This is a genomic window from Microbacterium sp. AISO3, assembly GCF_002204305.1.
Taxonomy (GTDB): Bacteria; Actinomycetota; Actinomycetes; order Actinomycetales; family Microbacteriaceae; genus Microbacterium; species Microbacterium arborescens.
In genome coordinates this window covers 304,141-324,491 of sequence record NZ_NHRF01000001.1, presented here as the reverse complement: position 1 = coordinate 324,491, position 20,351 = coordinate 304,141, and the positions used below count along the sequence as shown (strand labels likewise).

General features: G+C 69.9%; 22 protein-coding genes. 12 read left to right on the top strand and 10 right to left on the bottom strand.

What is annotated here, in order from left to right; all coding sequences use genetic code 11:
* The first annotated feature begins 40 nt into the window (after positions 1-40).
* On the top strand, positions 41-913 hold the full coding sequence (locus CBF90_RS01500; protein ID WP_023953381.1) for an aldo/keto reductase: 873 nt from the start codon (positions 41-43) through the stop codon (positions 911-913).
* Positions 914-940: 27 nt separating this feature from the next.
* On the opposite strand, the gene nucS is transcribed toward CBF90_RS01500, so the two are convergent.
* The 3 genes from nucS to CBF90_RS01485 are packed head-to-tail and all read right to left on the bottom strand — an operon-like array spanning position 941 to position 3,022.
* Positions 941-1,639, bottom strand: coding sequence for an endonuclease NucS (gene nucS, locus CBF90_RS01495; protein ID WP_064955272.1), 699 nt, complete (start codon positions 1,637-1,639; stop codon positions 941-943).
* 16 nt (positions 1,640-1,655) lie between these two features.
* Positions 1,656-2,252: a GNAT family N-acetyltransferase gene (locus tag CBF90_RS18865; RefSeq protein ID WP_088379730.1), complete on the bottom strand. Its 597-nt coding sequence runs from the start codon at positions 2,250-2,252 to the stop codon at positions 1,656-1,658.
* Positions 2,253-2,299: 47 nt separating this feature from the next.
* Positions 2,300-3,022, bottom strand: coding sequence for a CPBP family intramembrane glutamic endopeptidase (locus CBF90_RS01485; RefSeq protein ID WP_088379729.1), 723 nt, complete (start codon positions 3,020-3,022; stop codon positions 2,300-2,302).
* Between the two features lie 64 nt (positions 3,023-3,086).
* Between CBF90_RS01485 and CBF90_RS18150 the strand changes: the two genes are divergently transcribed.
* Entirely contained in the window at positions 3,087-3,677 is a 591-nt protein-coding gene (locus tag CBF90_RS18150) for a TetR/AcrR family transcriptional regulator (protein ID WP_242435562.1), read from the top strand.
* Positions 3,678-3,942: 265 nt separating this feature from the next.
* On the opposite strand, the gene CBF90_RS01475 is transcribed toward CBF90_RS18150, so the two are convergent.
* The gene (locus CBF90_RS01475) at positions 3,943-5,202 is read right to left on the bottom strand and encodes an MFS transporter (protein WP_064955268.1); all 1,260 of its coding nucleotides are present in this window, start codon (positions 5,200-5,202) and stop codon (positions 3,943-3,945) included.
* 56 nt (positions 5,203-5,258) lie between these two features.
* Between CBF90_RS01475 and CBF90_RS01470 the strand changes: the two genes are divergently transcribed.
* The 7 genes from CBF90_RS01470 to mnhG all read left to right on the top strand — a co-directional run bounded on the left by CBF90_RS01470 (position 5,259) and on the right by mnhG (position 12,564).
* Complete coding sequence (locus tag CBF90_RS01470) at positions 5,259-6,317, top strand: LacI family DNA-binding transcriptional regulator (RefSeq protein ID WP_088379728.1); 1,059 nt, start codon at positions 5,259-5,261, stop codon at positions 6,315-6,317.
* Between the two features lie 72 nt (positions 6,318-6,389).
* Positions 6,390-9,302: a Na+/H+ antiporter subunit A gene (locus CBF90_RS01465; protein WP_023953376.1), complete on the top strand. Its 2,913-nt coding sequence runs from the start codon at positions 6,390-6,392 to the stop codon at positions 9,300-9,302.
* Positions 9,299-9,820, top strand: coding sequence for a Na(+)/H(+) antiporter subunit C (locus CBF90_RS01460; protein WP_023953374.1), 522 nt, complete (start codon positions 9,299-9,301; stop codon positions 9,818-9,820). Before CBF90_RS01465 ends, CBF90_RS01460 begins: the two co-directional genes overlap by 4 nt.
* The gene (locus CBF90_RS01455) at positions 9,817-11,382 is read left to right on the top strand and encodes a Na+/H+ antiporter subunit D (RefSeq protein WP_023953372.1); all 1,566 of its coding nucleotides are present in this window, start codon (positions 9,817-9,819) and stop codon (positions 11,380-11,382) included. The genes CBF90_RS01460 and CBF90_RS01455 overlap by 4 nt, the downstream gene beginning before the upstream one ends.
* Positions 11,382-11,948, top strand: a complete 567-nt coding sequence (locus tag CBF90_RS01450; protein ID WP_023953370.1) for a Na+/H+ antiporter subunit E — start codon at positions 11,382-11,384, stop codon at positions 11,946-11,948. The genes CBF90_RS01455 and CBF90_RS01450 overlap by 1 nt, the downstream gene beginning before the upstream one ends.
* The gene (locus tag CBF90_RS01445) at positions 11,945-12,217 is read left to right on the top strand and encodes a monovalent cation/H+ antiporter complex subunit F (protein WP_023953368.1); all 273 of its coding nucleotides are present in this window, start codon (positions 11,945-11,947) and stop codon (positions 12,215-12,217) included. The genes CBF90_RS01450 and CBF90_RS01445 overlap by 4 nt, the downstream gene beginning before the upstream one ends.
* A complete protein-coding gene (mnhG, locus tag CBF90_RS01440; protein ID WP_023953366.1) occupies positions 12,214-12,564 on the top strand; it encodes a monovalent cation/H(+) antiporter subunit G in 351 nt (116 codons plus the stop codon). Before CBF90_RS01445 ends, mnhG begins: the two co-directional genes overlap by 4 nt.
* A gap of 14 nt (positions 12,565-12,578) precedes the next feature.
* Here the strand turns inward: mnhG and CBF90_RS01435 are convergent, their stop codons facing one another.
* The gene (locus CBF90_RS01435) at positions 12,579-13,163 is read right to left on the bottom strand and encodes a TetR/AcrR family transcriptional regulator (protein WP_088379727.1); all 585 of its coding nucleotides are present in this window, start codon (positions 13,161-13,163) and stop codon (positions 12,579-12,581) included.
* 7 nt (positions 13,164-13,170) lie between these two features.
* A complete protein-coding gene (locus CBF90_RS01430) occupies positions 13,171-13,710 on the bottom strand; it encodes a hypothetical protein (RefSeq protein ID WP_023953362.1) in 540 nt (179 codons plus the stop codon).
* A 108-nt stretch (positions 13,711-13,818) separates the two neighbouring features.
* Here CBF90_RS01430 and CBF90_RS01425 point away from each other — a divergent pair, with 108 nt between their 5' ends.
* Positions 13,819-15,117, top strand: a complete 1,299-nt coding sequence (locus tag CBF90_RS01425) for a PP2C family protein-serine/threonine phosphatase (RefSeq protein ID WP_088379726.1) — start codon at positions 13,819-13,821, stop codon at positions 15,115-15,117.
* A gap of 15 nt (positions 15,118-15,132) precedes the next feature.
* Here CBF90_RS01425 and CBF90_RS01420 read toward each other — a convergent pair whose 3' ends face one another.
* Both CBF90_RS01420 and CBF90_RS01415 read right to left on the bottom strand, forming a co-directional pair.
* On the bottom strand, positions 15,133-16,146 hold the full coding sequence (locus CBF90_RS01420) for a glycoside hydrolase family 6 protein (protein ID WP_088379725.1): 1,014 nt from the start codon (positions 16,144-16,146) through the stop codon (positions 15,133-15,135).
* A gap of 55 nt (positions 16,147-16,201) precedes the next feature.
* Entirely contained in the window at positions 16,202-16,942 is a 741-nt protein-coding gene (locus CBF90_RS01415; protein WP_088379724.1) for an alpha/beta fold hydrolase, read from the bottom strand.
* 73 nt (positions 16,943-17,015) lie between these two features.
* On the opposite strand from CBF90_RS01415, the gene CBF90_RS01410 reads away from it, so the two are divergent.
* Complete coding sequence (locus CBF90_RS01410; RefSeq protein WP_088379723.1) at positions 17,016-17,717, top strand: YafY family protein; 702 nt, start codon at positions 17,016-17,018, stop codon at positions 17,715-17,717.
* On the opposite strand, the gene CBF90_RS01405 is transcribed toward CBF90_RS01410, so the two are convergent.
* Positions 17,703-18,371, bottom strand: a complete 669-nt coding sequence (locus CBF90_RS01405; protein ID WP_052007649.1) for a GntR family transcriptional regulator — start codon at positions 18,369-18,371, stop codon at positions 17,703-17,705. The genes CBF90_RS01410 and CBF90_RS01405 overlap by 15 nt on opposite strands.
* A gap of 110 nt (positions 18,372-18,481) precedes the next feature.
* Between CBF90_RS01405 and CBF90_RS01400 the strand changes: the two genes are divergently transcribed.
* The gene (locus CBF90_RS01400; protein ID WP_088379722.1) at positions 18,482-19,630 is read left to right on the top strand and encodes a mandelate racemase/muconate lactonizing enzyme family protein; all 1,149 of its coding nucleotides are present in this window, start codon (positions 18,482-18,484) and stop codon (positions 19,628-19,630) included.
* A gap of 10 nt (positions 19,631-19,640) precedes the next feature.
* Here the strand turns inward: CBF90_RS01400 and CBF90_RS01395 are convergent, their stop codons facing one another.
* Complete coding sequence (locus tag CBF90_RS01395; RefSeq protein ID WP_162815189.1) at positions 19,641-20,306, bottom strand: HAD family phosphatase; 666 nt, start codon at positions 20,304-20,306, stop codon at positions 19,641-19,643.
* Between the last annotated feature and the right edge of the window lie 45 nt (positions 20,307-20,351).

Below are 20,351 nucleotides of genomic sequence, written 5' to 3'. Positions count from 1 at the left end.
TGGCGGGAATGTCTCGCGGCTCCCGCGCGCTGACATCCTCATGACGACATCCAGCACGTCCTCAGCCCACGCTTCCGGCACCTTCCGCATCGGCGGCGACCTCGAGGTCAACCGCCTCGGCTACGGCACGATGCAGCTCACCGGCCCCGGCGTCTGGGGTCCGCCGAAGGATCACGACGAGGCGATCCGCGTGCTCAAGCGCGCCGTCGAGCTCGGCGTGAACTTCTTCGACACCGCCGACTCGTACGGACCCTACGTCGCCGAGGAGCTCCTCAAGGAGGCGCTGCACCCCTACGGCGACGACGTCGTGATCGCGACGAAGGCCGGACTCACGCGCACTGGGCCCAACGAGTGGCCGCCGCTCGGGCGCCCCGAGTACCTGCGCCAGGAGGCCGAGATGAGCCTCCGCCGCCTCGGACTCGACCGCATCGACCTCTTCCAGCTGCACCGCATCGACCCGCAGGTTCCCCTCGAGGACCAGGTCGGCGAGCTGAAGAAGCTGCAGGACGAGGGCAAGATCCGCCACATCGGACTCTCCGAGGTCACCGTCGACGAGGTCAAGGCCGCCCAGCAGATCGCGACGATCGTGTCGGTGCAGAACCTCTACAACCTTCAGAAGCGGGATGCCGAGGAGCTGCTCGACTGGTCGACGGAGCAGGGCATCGGCTTCATCCCGTGGTTCCCGCTCGCGACCGGCGGCCTGACCGGTGCCGACTCGCCGCTCAGCGAGCTCGCTGAGCGCAAGCAGGCATCCCCCGCCCAGATCGCGCTCGCGTGGCTGCTCAAGCGCTCGCCGGTCATGCTGCCGATCCCGGGCACCTCGAGCGTCGCGCACCTCGAGGACAACCTCCGCGGCGCCGAGATCGAGCTGACCGACGACGAGTTCGAGGAGCTGTCGAAGCTCGGTTCCTGACGGGTTCGTGGTCGCGGGCGCGCCGCGTCAGAACAGGCGCGGTGCGCCCGACTCGATGCCCTTCATGGCGTCGTAGTCGAGCGTGACACAGCGGATGCCGCGGTCTGTAGCGAGCACTTTCGCCTGCGGCTTGATCTCCTGTGCGGCGAACACACCCGACACGGGCGCGAGGTGCGGGTCACGGCCGAGCAGCTCGAGGTAGCGCGTGAGCTGCTCGACGCCGTCGATGTCGCCGCGGCGCTTGACCTCGACGGCGATCGTGCCGCCCGCGGGATCGCGCAGCAGCAAGTCGACCGGGCCGATCGCGGTCGGGAACTCGCGTCGGACGAGCGTCAGGTCCTCGCCGATGACCTCGACCTGCTCGGCCAGCAGCCGCTGCAAGTCGGCCTCGACGCCGTCCTTGATGAGACCGGGGTCGACGCCGAGCTCGTGCGACGAGTCGTGGATCATCTCGTAGATGCGCACGACGAGGGTGTCGCCCGACTTCGCGTGGGTCACCCGCCACTGCTCGACGACCTGCTCCTCGACATCCGGGTCGTCCTCGGGCGTCTCGACCGTGAGCGTGCACGGCGGACTCATCCAGTTGAGTGGCTTGTACGACCCGCCGTCGGAGTGCACGAGCAAACTTCCGTCGCCTTTGTGCACCAGCAGCCGAGTAGCCAGCGGAAGGTGAGCATTGAGGCGCCCCGTGTACTGAACGGAGCAGCGGGCGATGACCAGACGCACCCGTCGAGCCTAAGCGCTATCGCTGGGCGGCGTCGGTGTCGGTGTCGGTGTCGGCATCGGCGTCGGTGTCGGCATCGGCGACGGAGAGCTCGTAGATGATCTCCCGGCCGTCCTCGTCATCCCACTGCTCGCCGCGCTCGACGAACCCGTAACCGTCGATGAGCGCTCGTGACGCGACGTTGTCAGGGCTGATCGTCGCGCGCACCGTGCGCACATCGGGGTGGGTGCGGGCGACGTCCAGGAGTATCTCGAGAGCCTGCCGCGCATATCCGCGGCGTCGCAGCTCGGGGTCTACGCGGTAGCCGACCTCGACCATTCCGCCCTCATCAGGCGGGCCGTGGAAGCCGGCCACTCCGACGGCGACGTCGCGCTGGGGATCGATGATGAGCCGGGTGATCCACGGAGCGTCACCAGGCGCGTTCCCGACCTGTGCGCTGCGGTGCCGCCAGAGCCAGTCACATTCCGGGCCTGTGAGGAACGGATTGGCGTAGATCGGGTCGAGGTTCGCCGTGTCACCTGCCCCGAGGGCATGGAGAACCTGCTCGGGGATCATGTCGAGGTGGACGCCGGTGTCGGATGCCGGGAGATGCCAGGGCTGTGTGGAGATCGTCATCGCGGATGATCCTGGCAGAGTGTCGGCGCGGGCGCGCGCCCGCGTGTTCAGCCGATATGCGCGGCGACGGTCGGGATGAGGATGGGTGCGTTCACGGCTGCGTGGAGCACCATGCAGGCGACGAGGCTACGGCGCCAGAGGTACAGCACGTAGATCGCCACGGTTCCGCTCGCGTGGTAGAGAAGCCACTCGGGTCCGAAGGTGAACAGATGTGGCACGACGAAGAACGGAAGCGTCGTGGCGACCGCGACCCAGCGTCGCCGGGTGAGCTCGGTCAATCGTTCGAGGGGATAGCCGCGGAACTGGACCTCTTCGCAGATCGCGGCACTGAGGATCATCGCGACGACCACCAGGATCGGGAGCGCCGCGATGGTGGCGGAGCCGGTGTCGGGTGCGTTCTGCGGACGGATGAGCTGCGCCAGCCAGCTCCAGGCCATGGCGCCACCGAAGAAGATGAGCGCCCACTCGAGGTCTTTGCCGGTCGGCCGCACGATGCGCAGAGACGACAGTCCGCGCCGCTCGACACCGAACACCCACGCGAGGACGAGCGCCGTCGCGAGCCAGTTCCAGAAGATCGAGGCCGCCGGTCCCGCGAGCCCGATCGCCGCGAGCGGGGGGCGCGGGTCGGCTCCGACGGCGCGAAGCACCTCCGGGAGCCACATCGGTGACCACGCGAGACCGATGCCCACGAGCGCGGTGACCCATGCGCGTGCCCGGGTGCGCGGGCGCTGCGATTGCGGTGCCGCGACGGGGTTCGATTCAGGTTCCACGAAAGCAGATTAGCTGCTCTAGAGTGGGCACTCTAGTAACGATCGGCGGGTTATCGTGGCTCCCGTGCCACGCCGACGCGATCCAGAACGCTTCGAAGAGCGACGTTCGGCGATCTTGGATGCCGCGGCGGCCGAGTTCGCCGCATCCGGATACGCGGCCGCCACCACTGCGTCGATCCACCGTCGCGCGGGCGTGTCGTCGGGCACGCTGTTCCACTACTTCCCGACGAAGCTCGACCTCCTGGTCGGAGTGCTGGAGCTGGGGCGTGCGGAGACGGCTCGGGCGCTCGGGGAGATCACCGGAAGAGCTGCAGGCACGGATGCCGTTCTGGCCTATGCCGCCCACGTCGAGACCGAGCTCGCCGACGAGCTGTACCCCGGTCTCGTCCGGGCGATCGGCGACGTCGAACGGCTCGAGCCCGTCCGCGAAGCGCTCGCCGCCGAGACCGCGGCGATCGACGACTTCCTCACGCAGCACCTCGCGCAGGCTCTCGATGCAGACCCGGCGAGGTGCACCGGCCAGGCTCGCGCGATCCGCTGGCTCTTCGACGGAGCCGCAGCCGACGCGGTCGCCGCGCCCGTCCCCACCGGGTTGCTTGTCGACGCGGTGCGCGCCCTGCTTCGCGGCATGGGGGTGCCGCTGCCGCGGTTCTGAGCTACCGCGCCGGCATCTGCCGGTTGTCCCGTCGTCAGGCTCACCTGCCGTTCAAGCCCCGCGGGCCGTCAGCGAGCACGGTTGAGCCTGTTGACCGGACGGGACCGGCTCGGCTCACACGAACCCGACTCGTCCGCCAGGCCATCTGCCCCCGCCCGCTTCACCGCTCCGCCGAGGTCCCAGTTGGGCCGGGAATGGCGGCGGGATACCCGGCCAAACTGGGACCTCGCGGCGCGGTGACGCGGCGCGGACCTCGCGCGACGGGTCAGTGGCGCCCCGCGCCGACCTTGGCCCCGGGCAGCGGCTTCGCGGCGGACGAGGCGAGACCGGATGCCGCAACGAGCACCACCAGGATGAACAGCGTCGGCAGCAGGCCGATGTGGTCGCTGATGAAGCCGAGGATCGGCGGCCCGCACAGGAACGCGACGTAGCCGATCGTCGCGGCGGCACTGACGCGCGCGGCCGCGCGGGCGGGGTCGTCGGCGGCGGCCGACATCCCGAGCGGGAAGCCGAGCGACGCCCCGATGCCCCACAGTGCCGCGCCGACGAAGACGAGCGGCAGGTTCGGGGCGAGGATGAACAGCAGGATGCCGGCTGTCGCGGCGACGGCGAGCACGCGCAGCGTCGCGACGCGGCCGAAGCGGTCGACGAGGGGTCCGCCGAAGACGCGCACCACGGTCATCGACACGCTGAAGACGGTGAGGGCCGCAGCGCCGATGGCGGCGGTTCCGCCCTCGTGCTCGACCACGCCGAGCGCGAGCCAGTCGTTCGCGCCGCCTTCGGCGAAGGCCATGCCGAGCATGATGATGCCGAGCGTGTAGGTCCGCGGCTCGCGCCAGGCCGAAAGCGACACGGCGAGGCGCTGACGCCAGCCGGGCGCGGGACCGTCGGCGGGCGCCGCCTCGGGTGCCGCGGAATCGGCGGCGACGGCGTCGGTGACCGCCCGGCGGGGGACGTTCGCGATCGCGACGATCGCAAGCACCACGATGAGGGCGGCGATGGTGACGGCGTGGATCGCGACGCCGATCCGCAGGCCCGCGGCGATGGCGCCGAGCCCCGCGCCGATCACGGTTCCGAAGCTGAAGAAGGCGTGGAACAGGGGCAGGATCGTCTTGCCCGACTGCGTCTCGATGGCGGCACCGTCGACGTTCATCATGACGTCGAGGCATCCGTTGCCGAATCCGAACAGCGCGAGCCCGACGATGAGCATCGCGTACGAGTGGAAGAAACCGCTGCCGAGCCCGAGGATCGCGAGGCCGATCGACAGCGTGATCAGCACCCCGAACATGCCGGTGCGGGTGCCGAGCCGGGCGATGATGACGGAGCTCGCGGAGAGCCCGAGGATCGAGGCGATCCCCATCGCGAGCAACGCCAGTCCGATCTCGCGGTTCTCGATGCCGAGGTCTTCTTTGATCGTGGGAACGCGCGCCGCCCAGGTGGCGATGCTCAGGCCGCTCGCGGCGAAGATCGCGAAGACGGCGTTGCGCCAGCGCAGGTAGACGGAACGGGAGAGCACATCGGTCACCGGGTCAGCGTACCGAATCGATTCGACGTCGCACGACAGCCAGGTACGATCGGGGCGTGAATGCTCGTCGGCCCACCATCTCGGATGTCGCACACGCGGCCGGGGTCTCGCCGTCGACGGCATCCGTCGTCTTCAGTGGCAAGACGCCCGTGAGCGAGGCGACCCGGGCGAAGGTCCTCGCGGCCGCAGCCGAGCTCGGATACCTCGGGCCGGACCCGCGCGCGGCGTCGCTCCGACGCGGACGCAGCGGCATCATCGGCGTCGTCAGCGGAGGGCGACTCGGCAGCGTCTTCGGCGACCCCGTCATGCGCACGACGATGGATGCGCTCGCCGATGCGGTCGCTCCCATCGGTGCGGGCCTGCTGCTGCTGCGCGAAGGCAGCGTCGTCGCGGGCGAGCCGACCCTCATGACGGCTCCGATCGACGCCGCCGTGCTGATCGGATGCAGCGCGCTGCTGCGCGATCACCTCGCGAGCGTGCGCGCCCGCGGCATCCCGGTCGTCGTCATCGAGGGCGACGGGGGAGAGGGGGTGCCCCGCATCGCGCTCGACAACCGCGAGGCGCAGCGTCTGGCCGCCGAGCACGTCCGCGATCTCGGGCACACGAACGTCGTCGCGGTGACGATGCCGGTGCGGTGGGGGTCGGAGTCGGGCTGGCTGTCGCGTGACGACGAGAGCACCACCTCGGTCGACGTGGTGGCCGACCGGCTCGCCGGATTCCGCGACGTGTTCCCGGATGCCGCGGCCTACGCCGCTGTCGACAGCTCGATCGATGCCGGCGCCGCGGTCGGCCGCGCCCTGTTCGCGGGTGACGGCCCTCGGCCGACCGCGATCGTCGCGCAGAGCGACCTGCTCGCCGTCGGCGTGCTGCGCGCGGCGGAGGAAGCCGGACTGCGGGTGCCCGACGATGTCAGCATCACCGGCTTCGACGGCATCGTCGTCGACGGCCTGGCGCCCTACGAGCTGACCACTCTCGTGCAGCCCGCGTGGCAGAAGGGGCGCGCCGCCGGCGAGGCTGTCGCTGCGCTGCTCGGCGGCGACACGCCCGACTCGCAGTGGTTCACCAGTACGTTCCGCATCGGGAACACGACGGGGCCCGTCGCCGGCGAATCTTAGATCCCGGGGCGCAGGACCGTCATCCTGTCGGTAAGATGGATGACACGACCCCCCACGCCCAGAGGAGGCCTGTTGCTGATCTTCCTCGGTGCGTTCGCGGTTCTTCCGTTGGTTCTGCCGTGGTTGATCAAGCGGATCGGCGCCCGCGCATTCTTCGTCGCAGCCCTGCTGCCCATCGCCGCGTTCGTCGATGCGGCCCGCCGCGCTCCTGAGGTTCTGAGCGGTGGCATTCCGTTCGAGTCATACGCCTGGATCCCCCAGCTCGACATCGCGCTGTCGATGCGGATGGACACCCTCGCGTGGATCATGACGCTCATCGTCACGGGCGTCGGTGCGCTCGTGATGATCTACTGCCGCTGGTACTTCGACGGCAAGAAGGTCGGCGTCGGGCAGTTCGCCGCCGTGCTGCTGGCCTTCGCCGGTGCCATGTACGGCCTCGTCCTGACCGACGACATCGTCGTGCTGGTGATGTTCTGGGAGATCACGAGCGTCCTGTCGTATCTCCTGATCGGGTTCTACAACGCCCGCGGTGCGAGCCGGCGCGCCGCTCTGCAGGCTCTGCTCGTGACGACCCTCGGCGGGCTTGTGATGCTCATCGGCGTCGTCATGCTGGTCGTGCTGTACGGCACGACGAGCCTGAGCACGATCGTCGCGTCACCGGCCCCCGACGGCGCGCTGCTGAACGTCGCCATCGCGCTGACCCTCGTCGGCGCCCTGAGCAAGTCGGCGATCTTCCCCTTCCACTTCTGGCTTCCGGGCGCGATGGCCGCACCCACGCCGGTGAGCGCGTACCTGCACGCGGCCGCGATGGTGAAGGCGGGCATCTACCTGATCGCCCGCCTCGCCCCCGCTTTCGCCCACGAGGATCCGTGGCGCCCGATGGTCATCGGACTCGGCGTCTTCACGATGCTGCTCGGCGGATTGCAGGCGCTGCGCGAATCCGACCTCAAGCGCATCCTCGCCTTCGGCACCGTCAGCCAGCTCGGCATGCTGACGGTCGTGCTGGGCTACGGAGAGCGCAACTCCGCTCTCGCGGGTCTGGCCCTGCTCGTCGGCCACGCGCTCTTCAAGTCATCGCTCTTCCTCGTGGTCGGCGTCATCGACCGACAGCTGTCCACTCGCGACATCCGTGAGCTCTCCGGGGTGGGCCGGCAGGCGCCGACGCTCGCGGTCTTCTCGATCATCGCGATCGGTTCGATGGTGGGCCTCGCGCCCACCGTCGGCTTCGTCGCGAAAGAGGCGGCGCTCTCGTCGCTGCTCGAGGGAGGCACCGATCCCGAAGCCCTCGCGCCTCTCATCGGAATCGTGCTCGGGTCGCTCCTGACCACCGCCTACGGCGCCCGCTTCGTGTGGGGGGCGTTCTTCACGAAGAAGGATGCCGCGGGCGAGACTCTGCCCCGTACCGAGTGGCCCGACCCGCCCATCGGTTTCCTCGCGGCCCCGGTGCTGCTGAGCGGCCTGACCATCGTCGGCGGTGTCGCGGCACCCCTGCTCGACGTCGCATTCTCGGGTTACGCCGACACGATGCCCGAGGTGGCCGGCGCCGACGGCTACGAATACCACCTGGCTCTGTGGCACGGTCTCGAGCCGGCGCTGTTCCTCTCGATCGGCAGCATCCTCGCCGGTCTGGTGCTGTTCTGGTTCGTCGGCCGGCGCGACGGCACGCAGCGTCGCTGGCTTCCCTTCACAGCGGTCGACGCCTACAACGGCACGGTCCGTGCGATCGTGCGGACCTCGGTCTGGACGACGTCGCTGACCCAGCGCGGGTCGCTCCCGGTCTACGTCGGAACGATCTTCGTCGTCTTCGTCGCGGCCGAGGGCACTGCACTCATCGCGCACGGAGGCTGGCAGGCAGACCTGGCCGCGTGGCACTCGCCGATGCAGGTCTTCGTCGCACCGATCATGATCATCGCGGGTATCATCGCGGTGCGCGCGCGGAAGCGTTACACGGGCGTCGTGCTCGTGTCGGTGACCGGGCTCGGCATGGTCGCGCTCTTCGCCTCGGCCGGTGCGCCCGATCTCGCCCTGACGCAGATCCTCGTCGAGACCGTGACGCTCATCGCCTTCGCGCTGGTGCTGCGCCGCATCCCGTCGCGGATGGGCGACCACAATGCCTCGGTCTGGCCGATCGGGCGCGCGCTGCTCGGAATCGGCGTCGGCGCGACGATGGCGCTCGTGGCGATCGTCGCGACCAGCGCCCGCGTCGCCGAGCCGATCTCGACCGCGTTCCCCGACCTCGCCTACGAGATCGGCCACGGCAAGAACGTCGTCAACGTGACCCTCGTCGACCTGCGCGGCTGGGACACGATGGGCGAGCTGTCGGTGCTCATCCTCGCGGCGACGGGCGTGGCCTCGCTCGTCTTCGTCACCCACCGTTCCGACACGCTCTCGCGGGCGATCTCGTCGCTGCCGACCGGCGCGCTCCGCACCCGGCGCCCGCTCGTCGAGACGGCGGAGGGCCCGCGTCCGCGTGCCGGCTCGGGCTCGTCTCGGCAGGCCTGGCTCGTGGGCGGGCAGAAGCTCCGGCCCGAGACGCGCTCGATCATGCTCGAGGTGATCGTCCGCATCCTGTTCCACACGATCATCGTCGTCTCGCTCTACCTGCTGTTCGCCGGCCACAACCTGCCGGGCGGCGGCTTCGCCGGCGGACTCGTCGCGGGCATGGCGCTCGTCATGCGCTACGTCGCGGGCGGCCCGTACGAGCTCGGTGCGGCGGCTCCCGCGGATGCCGGGCGGCTGCTGGGCGTCGGGATGGCGCTCGCCGTCGGCACGGCGGTCGTCCCCCTCTTCTTCGGGGCACCAGCTCTCACCAGCACGTTCTGGGAAGCGGAACTGCCGGTCCTCGGCCATGTCGAGTTCGTCACCTCGACGATCTTCGACGTCGGCGTGTATCTCGTGGTGATCGGTCTCGTCCTCGACGTGCTCCGCTCGCTGGGCGCTGAAGTCGACCGCCAGCGCAAGGAGCGAGAGGAGCTCGCCCGATGAACGTCTCGCTGATCCTCATCATCGTCATGGGTGTCCTGTTCGCCGCCGGCGTCTACGCGATGCTCGAGCGCAGCCTGACGCGCGTGCTCATCGGGTTCCTGCTGCTCGGCAACGCGGCCAACCTGTTCCTCCTCGTCGTCATGGGGGCGCCCGGCGTCGCGCCGTTCTACGGCTCCGCCGACGACCCTTCGGAGTTCAGCGACCCACTGCCGCAGGCCCTGACGCTCACGGCGATCGTCATCACCTTCGCGGTGTCGGCGTTCCTGCTGGCCCTGATCTACCGTTCCTGGCAGCTCGGTCAGGCCGACACGGTCGAGGACGACGAGGCCGACCTCGCCGTGCGTGATCGTGTCGCCGAAGACGACGAGGCGATGGAGCAGGAGATCACCGACGAGGACGACGACGCCACGACCGACTTCGTCGGCGATCAGACCTCGCCCATCACCGTGCTGCACTCGCGCGACTTCGACGCGCTGCGCGACGACGCGCCCACCGATCGCCCCGGAGGAGACCGATGAGCGCCCTGGTTCCCCTCCTCGTGACGCTGCCCCTGCTGGGGGCCGCGATCGCCCTCATCTTCGGTCGCCGCCGCCGCATCCAGGTCGGGGTCTCGATCGTCACGCTCACCGCGACGCTCGTGATCGCGGCGGTGCTCCTGAACGCCATCAATGCCACCGGCGTGCCGATCGCGGTCTCGGTCGGCGGCTGGCCGATCCCCTTCGGCATCGTGCTCTACGTCGACCGGCTGGCCGCGCTGCTGGTCGTCGTCTCGAGCGTCGTCCTGCTCGCGGTTCTGCTCTTCTCGGTCGGCCAGGGCGCCGCCGACGGTGACGACGAGACGCCGGTCTCGATCTTCCACCCGTCGTACCTCATCCTCTCGGCGGGCATCTTCAACGCCTTCATCGCGGGCGACCTGTTCAACCTGTACGTCGGGTTCGAGATCCTGCTCGTTGCGTCGTACGTGCTCATCACCCTCGGCTCGACCGAGTCGCGCATCCGCACGGGCGTCGTCTACATCGTCGTCTCGCTCGTGTCGTCGATCCTGTTCCTGTCGGCGATCGCGGCGATCTACGGCGCGCTCGGCACCGTCAACATGGTGCAGCTCTCGCAGCGGATGACGGAGCTGCCCCAGGAGACGCAGCTCGTCCTGCACCTGCTGCTGCTGCTCGCGTTCAGCATCAAGGCCGCCGTCTTCCCGCTGTCGTTCTGGCTACCCGATTCGTATCCGACGGCCCCCGCTCCTGTCACCGCGGTGTTCGCGGGTCTGCTGACGAAGGTCGGCGTGTATGCGATCATCCGCACCGAGACGGAGATCTTCCAGGACAACGATGTCAATACGCTGCTGCTGATCGTGGCGCTGGCGACGATGATCGTCGGGGTGCTCGGCGCCGTGGCGCAGGCCGAGCTCAAACGCATCCTGTCGTTCACGCTGGTGAGCCATATCGGCTACATGATCTTCGGCCTCGCGATCGCGACGCCGGCGGCCGTCGGGGCCACGATCTACTACATCGTCCACCACATCGTCGTTCAGACGACCCTCTTCCTCGCGGTGGGGCTCGTGGAGCGACGCGCGGGGTCGACCTCCATCCTGAAGGTCAAGGGCCTCATGCGGGCCGCACCGCTGCTGGCCGTGCTCTACTTCATCCCGGCGATCAACCTCGGGGGGCTCCCGCCCTTCTCGGGCTTCATCGGCAAATACGCGCTCTTCGACGCGGCCGCCGACGAGGGCACCCCGCTGATGTACGTGCTGATCGTCGCGGGCATCATCACCTCGCTCCTCACCCTCTACGCCCTGATGCGCGCGTGGAACCTCTCGTTCTGGCGGGAGAAGGACGAGGTCGGCGAGGGTGAGAGCGAGACCGACTCGCGCATCGCCTACCTCGGGGATGCCGAGGGGGCCGACGTCCAGACCGAGAAGCGCGTCATCCCGCGCATCATGACGACCGCGACGGCCGGAATGGTCGCGGTGACCGTGGCGCTGACCGTCTTCGCCGGGCCCCTGTACGACCTGTGCGCCGCCATCGGAGAATCGCTCCTGCAGCCGGTCACGATCAGTCAGCTCGAGCAGGAGGTGCAGTGATGATGGGCGAGGCGAAGCGCAATGCCGCGACCGCGCTCTGGCGACAGCTGCCGTTCTTCGTCTGGCTGGTCGCGCTGTGGATGCTGCTGTGGGGTCAGTTCACCGTGCTCGCGGCGCTGACGGGGATCGTGGTGGCCCTCTTCGTGACGCGCGTATTCCGGCTGCCGCCGGTCGAGCTGTCGGGTCGGGTCAACATCTGGTGGGGCGTCGTCTTCTTCCTCGAGTTCCTCCTCTCGCTCGTCAAGGGATCGCTGCTGGTCGCCTGGCAGGTCATCGATCCGCGCCGTCAGCCGGGCGCTGCGATCATCGCTGTGCCGCTGCGTACCGACGACGACCTGATCATGACGCACGTCGCGGTGACGGCATCCCTCATCCCCGGCTCGCTGATCATCGACATCGACCGCGATCGCCGCATCCTGTATGTGCACGCCATCGGCATCCGCACGCAGGAGCAGCTCGAGCACCAGCGGCGCGAGATCCAGCACTGGGAGGAGCGCATCGTGCGTGCAGTCGGCTCGAAGGAGCAGGCGCACCAGCTCTCGGACCTGCGGAGGGAGCGCTCATGACCTGGCTCATCGTCGTCATCTCGGTCGTCTTCGCCGTCTCGGCGCTGCTCACGCTGTGGCGCATCATCGTCGGCCCGTCGATCCTCGACCGCGCCGTCGCCTCCGACGTGCTGCTGACGCTCGTCATCTGCGCGCTTGGCGCCGAGATGGCGATCAACCATCACACCCGCACCTTGCCCGTGCTGCTGATCGTCGCCGCGGTCGGCGTGTTCGGTTCGATCTCGATCGCGCGCTTCGTCGCGCGGAAGGACAACACGGACGCATCATGACCATCACCGACGTCATCGCCCTCGTGCTCGTCCTCATCGGGGCGCTGCTGTGCCTCACGGCGGCGATCGGCTTGCTGCGTTTCCGCGACGTGCCGACCCGCCTTCACGCCGCCACGAAGCCGCAGGTGCTCGGCTTCATCCTGATCTGCATCGCGGTCGGCGTCTCGCTGCACTCGTGGCCGGTCGTCGCCTTCCTCGTCCCCGTCGCGCTCATCCAGCTTGCGACGGCTCCTCTGTCGGCGCACATGGTGGGGCGGCAGGCATACCGGAACAAGACCCTCGACCGCGATTCGCTCTTCGTCGACGAGTTCGCCGACGCTCCTGCGCCGAGCGACACCCGCGACTGAGGCGCGAAGAAGCGCTAGCCGGCGAGCGAGTCGAGGTGGCGCGCGAGCACCTCATCGGCGTTGACGACGGTGTCGATCGACGAGGTCCAGATGAGGTGCAGCGCCAGCCCGTCGAGGAGCGCGTGCAGTCGCTCCGTCTCGAGGACCGGGTCGAGGTGCGACGCGAGCGCTCCCGCGGCCGCGAGCTCCTCCACGGCGGCGGCACAGACCCGATGGACGCCCTCGTGCAGCTCGCGGGCGTGGCCTCGTAAGCCGTCATCGGTGAGTGCGAGCCGGGTCAGTTGGAGCTGAACCAGCAGCTCGGTACGCCGGGAATCGTCGAGCGGCAGCAGCTCGCGCATCCAGCGCATCGCGCGTTCGCGGCCCTGGCCGGTCACGGCGAGCAGGCGGGTCGTGACGTCCTGTTGCAGTCGCTCCAAGCAGAATCGGCGCAGCTCATCCTGCGTGGAGAACGCGCGACGAAGGGATGCGGTCGCGATCCCCGCCTCGTCCGCCACCCGCCGTACCGACAGTGCCGCGACCCCGTCGCGGGCGAGCACTCGGAACGCGGCCGCAGCGATCTCGTCGTTGCGGTGGTCGTGGTCGATCAGGCGGGGCATGCCAACATCATCCCGCAGCGACGGGAGCCCGCTTGGGCCAGAGGGAGTAGCTGATCGCCCAGAGCAGGTCGATCCCGACGATCACCCCGAGAATGGGGAAGAACCCGAGCAGCTCCGAGGTGCGGTCCGCGTCGCCGACGACGACGATGAGCCCGCCCAGGATCGAGGCAGCGATCGCCGCCGCGAGCAGTGTGCGCGGGACGTCCTTCCAGCAGGCGACGGCATACGCCGCGCCGTACAGCGCGGGGCGTGGGGCCGCGCCCCGGAAATGTGTGGCGACCTTCGCGTCGGCCCAGGCGATCATCCGGTGCCCGTACGCGACGGAGATGCCGATATAGAGCGCGGCGAGGCCGTGGTGCCAGGAGGCCGTCCCGCCGCCGATCAGGTCCGCTGCGACGAGCAGGAGCAGGAGCAGGTCGATCAGCGGCGCTGCGAGGAGCAGCATCGCACCGAGTCGGGGGCGGTTGAGGGCGTAGCGGGCGACGAGGCCGGCGACGATCGCGACCCAGAACCCCACCTCGCAGGCGATGATCGCGGCCAGAATCATGATCGAGTCCTCTCGAGTCGACGAATGCGCCGATGTTAGCACGCGTGTGCTATCAAAAAGGCATGGCTCCGCGACCCGAAGCGGGCGGAAGTCGTATTGACAGGAGGCATGACGCACGCCCCGCCCGACACCCGGGTCTTCCCGGCGGAGACGACGCCCGTGGTCGTGGCGACAGGACACCGATCATGGGAGAACCTCGCGCGGCAGGCGATCGTCGCCGCCGTCGTCGTCGGAGCGGCCATCGCGAGTGCAGCCGTGCCCTGGCTCCCCGTGACGGACGCGACGAGGATGTGGCAGGGAGCCGCTCTCGCGGTGGTGCTGCTGGTCCTGGGCGCTCTGATGGCGCGGTGGCCGGTGCTGCGGCGCGCGGAGCTGATCATCCCGATCGGCGACTTCGTCGCGATCGGCTTGCTGCGCTTCGGCACGGGCGACACGCAATCCGTGTTCCTTGCGATCGTCGTGCTCCCGGTGATCTGGATCGCCGCCGGGCCCGGGCGCTGGCGCATCCTCGTCCCCCTCGTCGGCGTCTGCGTCACGCTGCTGCTGCCGCTCGTGCTGGCGCCCGGCCAGGTACTCACGGTGAGCGAGTTCGTCCGGCTGATCATCGCCGTGCTCGTCTACGCGGCAGCGGGCGCCGTCGTCAACGAGCTGTCGCGCCGCTCGCTGCAGAAGCTCACGGCGTCGCAATGGCACCGGCGCCTGGCCGAGGCCGAGGTTTCGCAGGCCGCCGTCGTGCAGCGGTCGTTGCAGCCGGTCGACGGCTCGGACCTCCCGCCGCGCTTCCGCGTCGCGGGGGTCTGCGTGCCGGCCCGGACGGTCGGCGGCGATTTCTACGACTGGTACGCCACGCCCGACGGCGGCACAGCCTTCACTCTCGGCGACGTCATGGGCAAGGGTGTCGGCCCCGGGATGATCGCCGCAGCCGTCCGCACGGTCATCCGCAGCAACGTCGACGATCCCGACCCCGCCGCGGCTCTGCGGCGCGCCGCCGTCGGCCTGAACACGGGTCCCACCGACACGATCGGCACCCAGTTCACGACGTGCTTCCACGCGCGGATCAGCCCGGATGGGATGCTGCGCTGGGCCGATGCCGGGCATGGCCTCACGATCGTCCGGAGCGCCGACGGCACGAGCTTCTTCCTGCGTTCGGGACAGCTCCCCATCGGTGTCGGCACCGGCTGGACCAGTGACGAGGTCGCACTGCGGCCCGGTGACAGTGTCATCAGCGTCAGCGACGGCGTCCTCGACCTCTTCGGCGGATCGCTGGACTCGATCGACCGCTACCGCGACTTCGTCACCGGTCGGGACGACATCGACGCCGTCGTCAGCGAACTCGCCGCTCGTGCCGCACAGAGCGAGCAGGAGGACGACGTCACGGTGATCGCGGTCACCTGGGGCATCGCCTGAGCTTGCCGACGGCGCTCAGAACGCGCGGTTGCGCACCAGCTCGACGGCGGCCTGCTCGTACCAGCTGCCCGCGGCGGGCCCGCCGTTGCAGGCCCCGTCGCTCTCTCCGGGACGCTTGACCCAGAGCAGGGCGTCGAGCCCGGAGCCGTCCGTGCCGATGCTCGGCGGGGTACCGAGGCCCACCCCGGTCGGGTTGCACCACGTTCCCTGCCATCCGCGGCCGTTGCGCGAGGTGTCGATGACGTACCGCGGGGCACCGCCCAGAAGGGCCCGCAGGCGCTCCGCGTAGCGCTGCTCGTCGGCCGTCGGCGAGAAGTTCGACACGTTGGTGGAGAACCCCCGGCCCTCGAGCACCCCGGCGTCGCGCAACCGCTGGGCCATCGTCTCGGGCGGCACCCAGTTCGCGTTTCCCGCGTCGACGTACGCGGCGACGCCGGCCGCGGTGAGGGCACGGACGGCGTCGCCGATCAGCGTCGCCCGCGGACCCTGGCCCTCGCAGTCGCCGAGCATCGCCAGGGCGTCGGGCTCGACGATGACGGCGGATGCCGTGCCGCGCAGCGTCTGCGCGATAAGCCGTGCCCACGCGCCGTAGCGGTCGACCGGGAGCCCACCCTGCGAGTAGGCGGAGCAGTCGCGGGCGGGGATCGCGTACATGACGAACGTCGCGACCTTGTTCTGCGCCGCCGCCGCCGCGGTCTCCGCCTGGAGCACCCGTACGAGCTCGGCGTCGCTGTACCACTCCCCGAGCCAGGTCGCGGTGGGTCGGCTCGCGATCACCTCGAAAGCGTCGGCCTCGGCCGTCCGGCCCTGAGCTCGCGCGTCCGACACCGCTTGGGCCGCGGCCGAATACGTCGGCAGCGCGGCTCCGCGCGCGAGTGGGTTCGGGCCGGAGCTCGCGCCGGCCGACGGGCCCGCGCCCCGCCGGGTCTGCTCGTGTGCGCTCGCCGGCGCGGCGTGGGCGATCCCGACGGTCACCGCGAGAGCGAGCACCGCCGTGATGGCCGAGAAGATCCGCAGAACGCTTCGCATGATCGACCACCCTCCAAGAACGATGTCCCGAGACTATCGGGATGCCGCGCGCTCGTCAGCGGCCCCGCGCGACCTCCGCCCGGATGATGTCGGCGAGCTCGCGCGGCCTGCTCCACATCGGCCAGTGGCCCGTGGGCAGGTCGACGACGTCGACGTGCCGAAGCCGCGTGACCTCGGCGAACATGGGATGACCGCTCTCGGCCATCCGAATGACCTGCGCGCCCGAGATCGAGCAGCACACCAGCGTGGTCGGCACGGCATGGCGCGCATCGTTCGTGAGGCGCACCGGTTCGCGCACCACCGGCGCGGGCTCGGCCATGGCGCGGTCGCGGAAGCGGTCGAGGTGGTCGGCGTCGAGCCCTGCGAGGCTCGCCTGCTGCCCGAGTTCGTCGAAGGGGGGCAGGGGAAGTTCGGAGACGGTCTCGGGCAGTCCTGGCGCGAACGCGGAGCCGCTCGCCATCGGGCCGGAATCGACCCATACGATGCGCCGGACGAGTTCGGGATGCCGGTCGACGACGATGCTCACCGGCCCGTTGGCGCCGCTGTGGGCGACGACGACCGCCGGGTCGGCGGGTGACGCACCGAGCGAGTCCAGCGTCTCGAGAATCGCGGCGACCTGGTCTTCGATTGTGCGCGTCGCGTGCGCGGGGTCGTCGCCGTCGAGGCCCGGCAGGGTGAGCGCCTTCGTACGAGCATCGGCGGGGGAGAGGTGGGCCAGGACGTCGTCCCAGGCCCATGCGCCCAGCCAGTGGCCGGGGACGAGGAGGAGCGGGGGAGAGGTGAGCTGATCGGTCATGACACCAGCATCCGCCGGGTGTTGGACAGCAGTGTGTCATCATCTATGTCATGAATTCATCGCGATTCCGACGATGAAGCGCGCGGAGCGCTTGCACGCCCTGTCCGAGACGCTGCGCCGCAGCGGGGCGCGCGGTGTCTCGGCCGAGCGTCTGGCGCAGGAGTTCGAGGTGTCGGTTCGGACGGTCAAGCGTGATCTCGATGCACTCGAACGCAGCGGTGCGCCGATCTGGTCGCGGCCCGGCCCGGGCGGTGGCTACGGGCTCGCCGCCGGGTCCTCCCTCCCGCCGATCAGCCTGTCGCCGTCTCAGGCGGTGGCGCTCATGGCCGCGACCGCGGCCGCGACGGACGCGCCGTACGCCGACCTCGCATCGGCCGCCGTGCGCAAGATCGTGGACGTGCTCGACCCACGCACCCGGAAGCACGCGGCCGACCTCGCCGGACGGGTCTGGGTCGACGGCGCGCCCGGCGCCTCGCGTGCGGTCAGATCAGCCCTCGAACAGGCGATGGCCGAGCAGCGCGTCGTCCGCATCCGCTACACCGCTGACAGCGGCGCCACCACGACGCGCGACGTCGAGCCGGTGCTTTTCGCGTCGAATGGCGGCCGCTGGTATCTCATCGGATGGTGTCGCCTGCGCGACGGGATGCGTTGGTTCGCGATGGATCGCGTCGAGCGGGCGCACGTGACGGCGGCGGAGTGCGAGGGGCACACCGTCGCCGAGGTCGGGCGGCCGCCGGACCACGCGCGGCCCGTCGGCGGGTCACGAACGGAGTGAGTCCGCGGGGTCGCCGAAGTGCGTGCGGATGTGCTCGCTGATGACGCGCCGGCCCTCGTCCTGGTCGCCCGCGCGCAGGGCGTCGAGCAGTGTTCGGTGCTGCGCCCCCACGGCGTGCGGGTCGCTGTAGAACGACGCATCGCGCCGGAAGTACGCGCGTACGCGGGGCTGGATCGTCCGCCAGATCTGCAGGCAGTGCTGCTGGCCGGAGAGGATCACGATGGCCTCGTGGAACCGGGCGTCCTCGTCGGCGAGCCGACCCAGGTCGCCGGCCGACGCCGCATCGTCCATGCGCTCGATGATGGCTGCCAGTCCTGCGGCATCCTCATCCGTGCACGCCTCCATCGCCTTCGCGAAGGCGAAGCGCTCGAGGGCGAGGCGGACGGGAACGAGGACGTTCTCGATCTCCTCCTGCGAGACGCCGAGCACCTCGGTGCCGCGGTACGGGTAGGAGACCACGAGCCCCTCCTGCTCCAGCTGTCGGAGCGCCTCGCGGATCGGCGCACGACTGGTCCCGAGCTGACTCGCGAGCTCGAGCTCGGTGAGCTTGTGTCCGGGTTCGAGGTCCCCGGACGTGATGGCCTCTCGCAGCACGTCGGCGACCTGCTGGCGGCGAGAAGCGGTCGGGATCGGCGGAAGCGGAGAGGAGCTCACTCCGCCACCGTAGCAATCCGGTGGTCGTTGTCGACAATGGCCGGAAGAGGCCGGTACGGTTATTGTCGACAATCGACAGCAAGGATTCCGTGGTGAGGAAGGCGGATCAGATGAAGATCACCGAGATCAAGACGTGCGGGCTGCGCGGCGCGACCCCGGAGGGTGGGTGGACGCACGAGCACGGCCCCGACGACGTCATCCACACCCTTATCGCGGTGCACACCGACGAGGGCGTCATCGGCGTCGGCAGCTGCTACTCGAGCGAGGCGCTCGTCCGCGCCGCGCTCGAGCTCCTGACACCGCTGGTCGTCGGGGCAGACCCGCGCGAGCCCGAGCGGGTGAGTCAGACGCTGGCAGCCCATACCTTCTGGATGGGAAGAGGGGGCGCGGTCGCGCACGCCATCAGCGGGATCGACATCGCCCTGTGGGACATCCTGGGGCAGACGGCGGGACTTTCCGTGGGGATGCTGCTCGGGGGCGTCTACCGGTCGCGTGTACGACCGTATGCGTCGCTGCTGGTCGACGACCCCGCCCCGCTGCGCGACACGCTCCACGAGATCGCGGCCGACGGTTTCCACGCGTTCAAAATCGGGTGGGGCGGTTTCGGACGCCGCGACAGCCGATACGACGAGGATGTCGTCGCCACGGCGCGCGACGCGATCGGGCCGGATGCCATGCTCGCCGTCGACGCCGGCGGGTCGGATGGATTCTGGGCGGGCCGATCGGCGTGGGCAATCCGCACCTCGGCGATGCTCGCCGACTACGACGTCGCATGGTTCGAGGAGGCATTGGCGCCCGATGACATCGAGGGCTACACGGCTCTGCGTGCTCGAGCCGGCGTGCCCATCGCCGGCGGCGAGGTGCTGACGCGGCGCCAGGACTTCGCGAGATGCATGCGCGCCGGGGCCTTCGACATCGTGCAGCCCGACACGACGAAGAGCGGCGGGCTCAGCGAATCACGCCGTGTGGCCTGGCTGGCCGAGGAGTTCGGGGTGCAGCTCATCCCGCACGGGTGGAACACGGCGGTCGGGCTGAGCGCGGATCTGCATCTCGCGTCCGCTGTCGCCGGCACCGACCTCGTGGAGTACCGCACGGGCTCGGCCTACATCGACGGGCTGCTGGAGACGCCTCCCGAGCTCGACGTCGACGGCATGCTCGCCGTGCCTGAGGAGCCGGGCCTCGGCATCCGGCTCTCGCAGGAAGCCCTCGACCGATGGGGCACGCGGCCCGATCTGCTTCGGCCGAGCGTGAGCCGGTGAGCGCCGCGGGTCAGTGAACGACCGTGTCGAGGATGAGAGTGCGCATGCCCGCGCGCGAGGCGGCCAGCGCGCCGACGGCGCTGTCTTCGATCGCGAGACACCGGTCGGCTGGAGCCGCGACGAGCGACGCGGCTCGACTGTAGAGGTCGGGGTGAGGCTTGGGGCGGTCGCGTGGCGTCCATCCCACCAGCGTCACTCCCGCCAGCAGGGGCAGCGCGCAGGAGACGGTGTACTGCAGCCGTTCCTGCGCGCTGTTGCTGACGATCGCGACGGGAATACTCGCGCGGACGAGCTCGCGGGCGAGGCGGTAGGTCGCCTCGATGGGCTGCAGGCTCTCGTCGAAGGCTGTGCGCAGGCGCCGCCAGTACTCGGCATAGACGACCTCGGTCGGGGGAAGCGCGGGATTCGTGGTCCGCAGCGCCTCGAGGCGCTGCTCGAAGCTGAGGCCCTCCGCGTCGGCTCCCGGGGCTGCCACCACGCCCAGGTCGCCGGCGAGAGCGCCCCAGACGCGGTGGCCGATGGGCTCGGAGTCGACGAGGGTGCCGTCGCAGTCGAACATCACCGCGTCGATGTCCTGCCGTCGGACGAGATCGACCACGGCAGTGCCGACGTCGTCGACGCGGGTCCGCTCGGGGGCCATCGGGTCACGTGCTCCGTCGGCGTCCACGTCCACCATTCCGCCACTCCTCGCTCTCGTGTCGATTGTCGACATTCTAGCGGG

Coding starts and splice junctions, on each gene's coding strand:
- CBF90_RS01435 (WP_088379727.1), bottom strand. CDS start 13,163: ATGCCCCGCCTGATCGACCACGACCACCGCAACGACGAGATCGCTGCG.
- CBF90_RS01455 (WP_023953372.1), top strand. CDS start 9,817: ATGAGCGCCCTGGTTCCCCTCCTCGTGACGCTGCCCCTGCTGGGGGCC.
- CBF90_RS01450 (WP_023953370.1), top strand. CDS start 11,382: ATGATGGGCGAGGCGAAGCGCAATGCCGCGACCGCGCTCTGGCGACAG.
- CBF90_RS01395 (WP_162815189.1), bottom strand. CDS start 20,306: ATGGTGGACGTGGACGCCGACGGAGCACGTGACCCGATGGCCCCCGAG.
- CBF90_RS01430 (WP_023953362.1), bottom strand. CDS start 13,710: ATGATTCTGGCCGCGATCATCGCCTGCGAGGTGGGGTTCTGGGTCGCG.
- CBF90_RS01410 (WP_088379723.1), top strand. CDS start 17,016: ATGAAGCGCGCGGAGCGCTTGCACGCCCTGTCCGAGACGCTGCGCCGC.
- CBF90_RS01420 (WP_088379725.1), bottom strand. CDS start 16,146: ATGCGAAGCGTTCTGCGGATCTTCTCGGCCATCACGGCGGTGCTCGCT.
- CBF90_RS01500 (WP_023953381.1), top strand. CDS start 41: ATGACGACATCCAGCACGTCCTCAGCCCACGCTTCCGGCACCTTCCGC.
- CBF90_RS01425 (WP_088379726.1), top strand. CDS start 13,819: ATGACGCACGCCCCGCCCGACACCCGGGTCTTCCCGGCGGAGACGACG.
- CBF90_RS01415 (WP_088379724.1), bottom strand. CDS start 16,942: ATGACCGATCAGCTCACCTCTCCCCCGCTCCTCCTCGTCCCCGGCCAC.
- CBF90_RS18865 (WP_088379730.1), bottom strand. CDS start 2,252: ATGACGATCTCCACACAGCCCTGGCATCTCCCGGCATCCGACACCGGC.
- CBF90_RS01400 (WP_088379722.1), top strand. CDS start 18,482: ATGAAGATCACCGAGATCAAGACGTGCGGGCTGCGCGGCGCGACCCCG.
- mnhG (WP_023953366.1), top strand. CDS start 12,214: ATGACCATCACCGACGTCATCGCCCTCGTGCTCGTCCTCATCGGGGCG.
- CBF90_RS01445 (WP_023953368.1), top strand. CDS start 11,945: ATGACCTGGCTCATCGTCGTCATCTCGGTCGTCTTCGCCGTCTCGGCG.
- CBF90_RS01460 (WP_023953374.1), top strand. CDS start 9,299: ATGAACGTCTCGCTGATCCTCATCATCGTCATGGGTGTCCTGTTCGCC.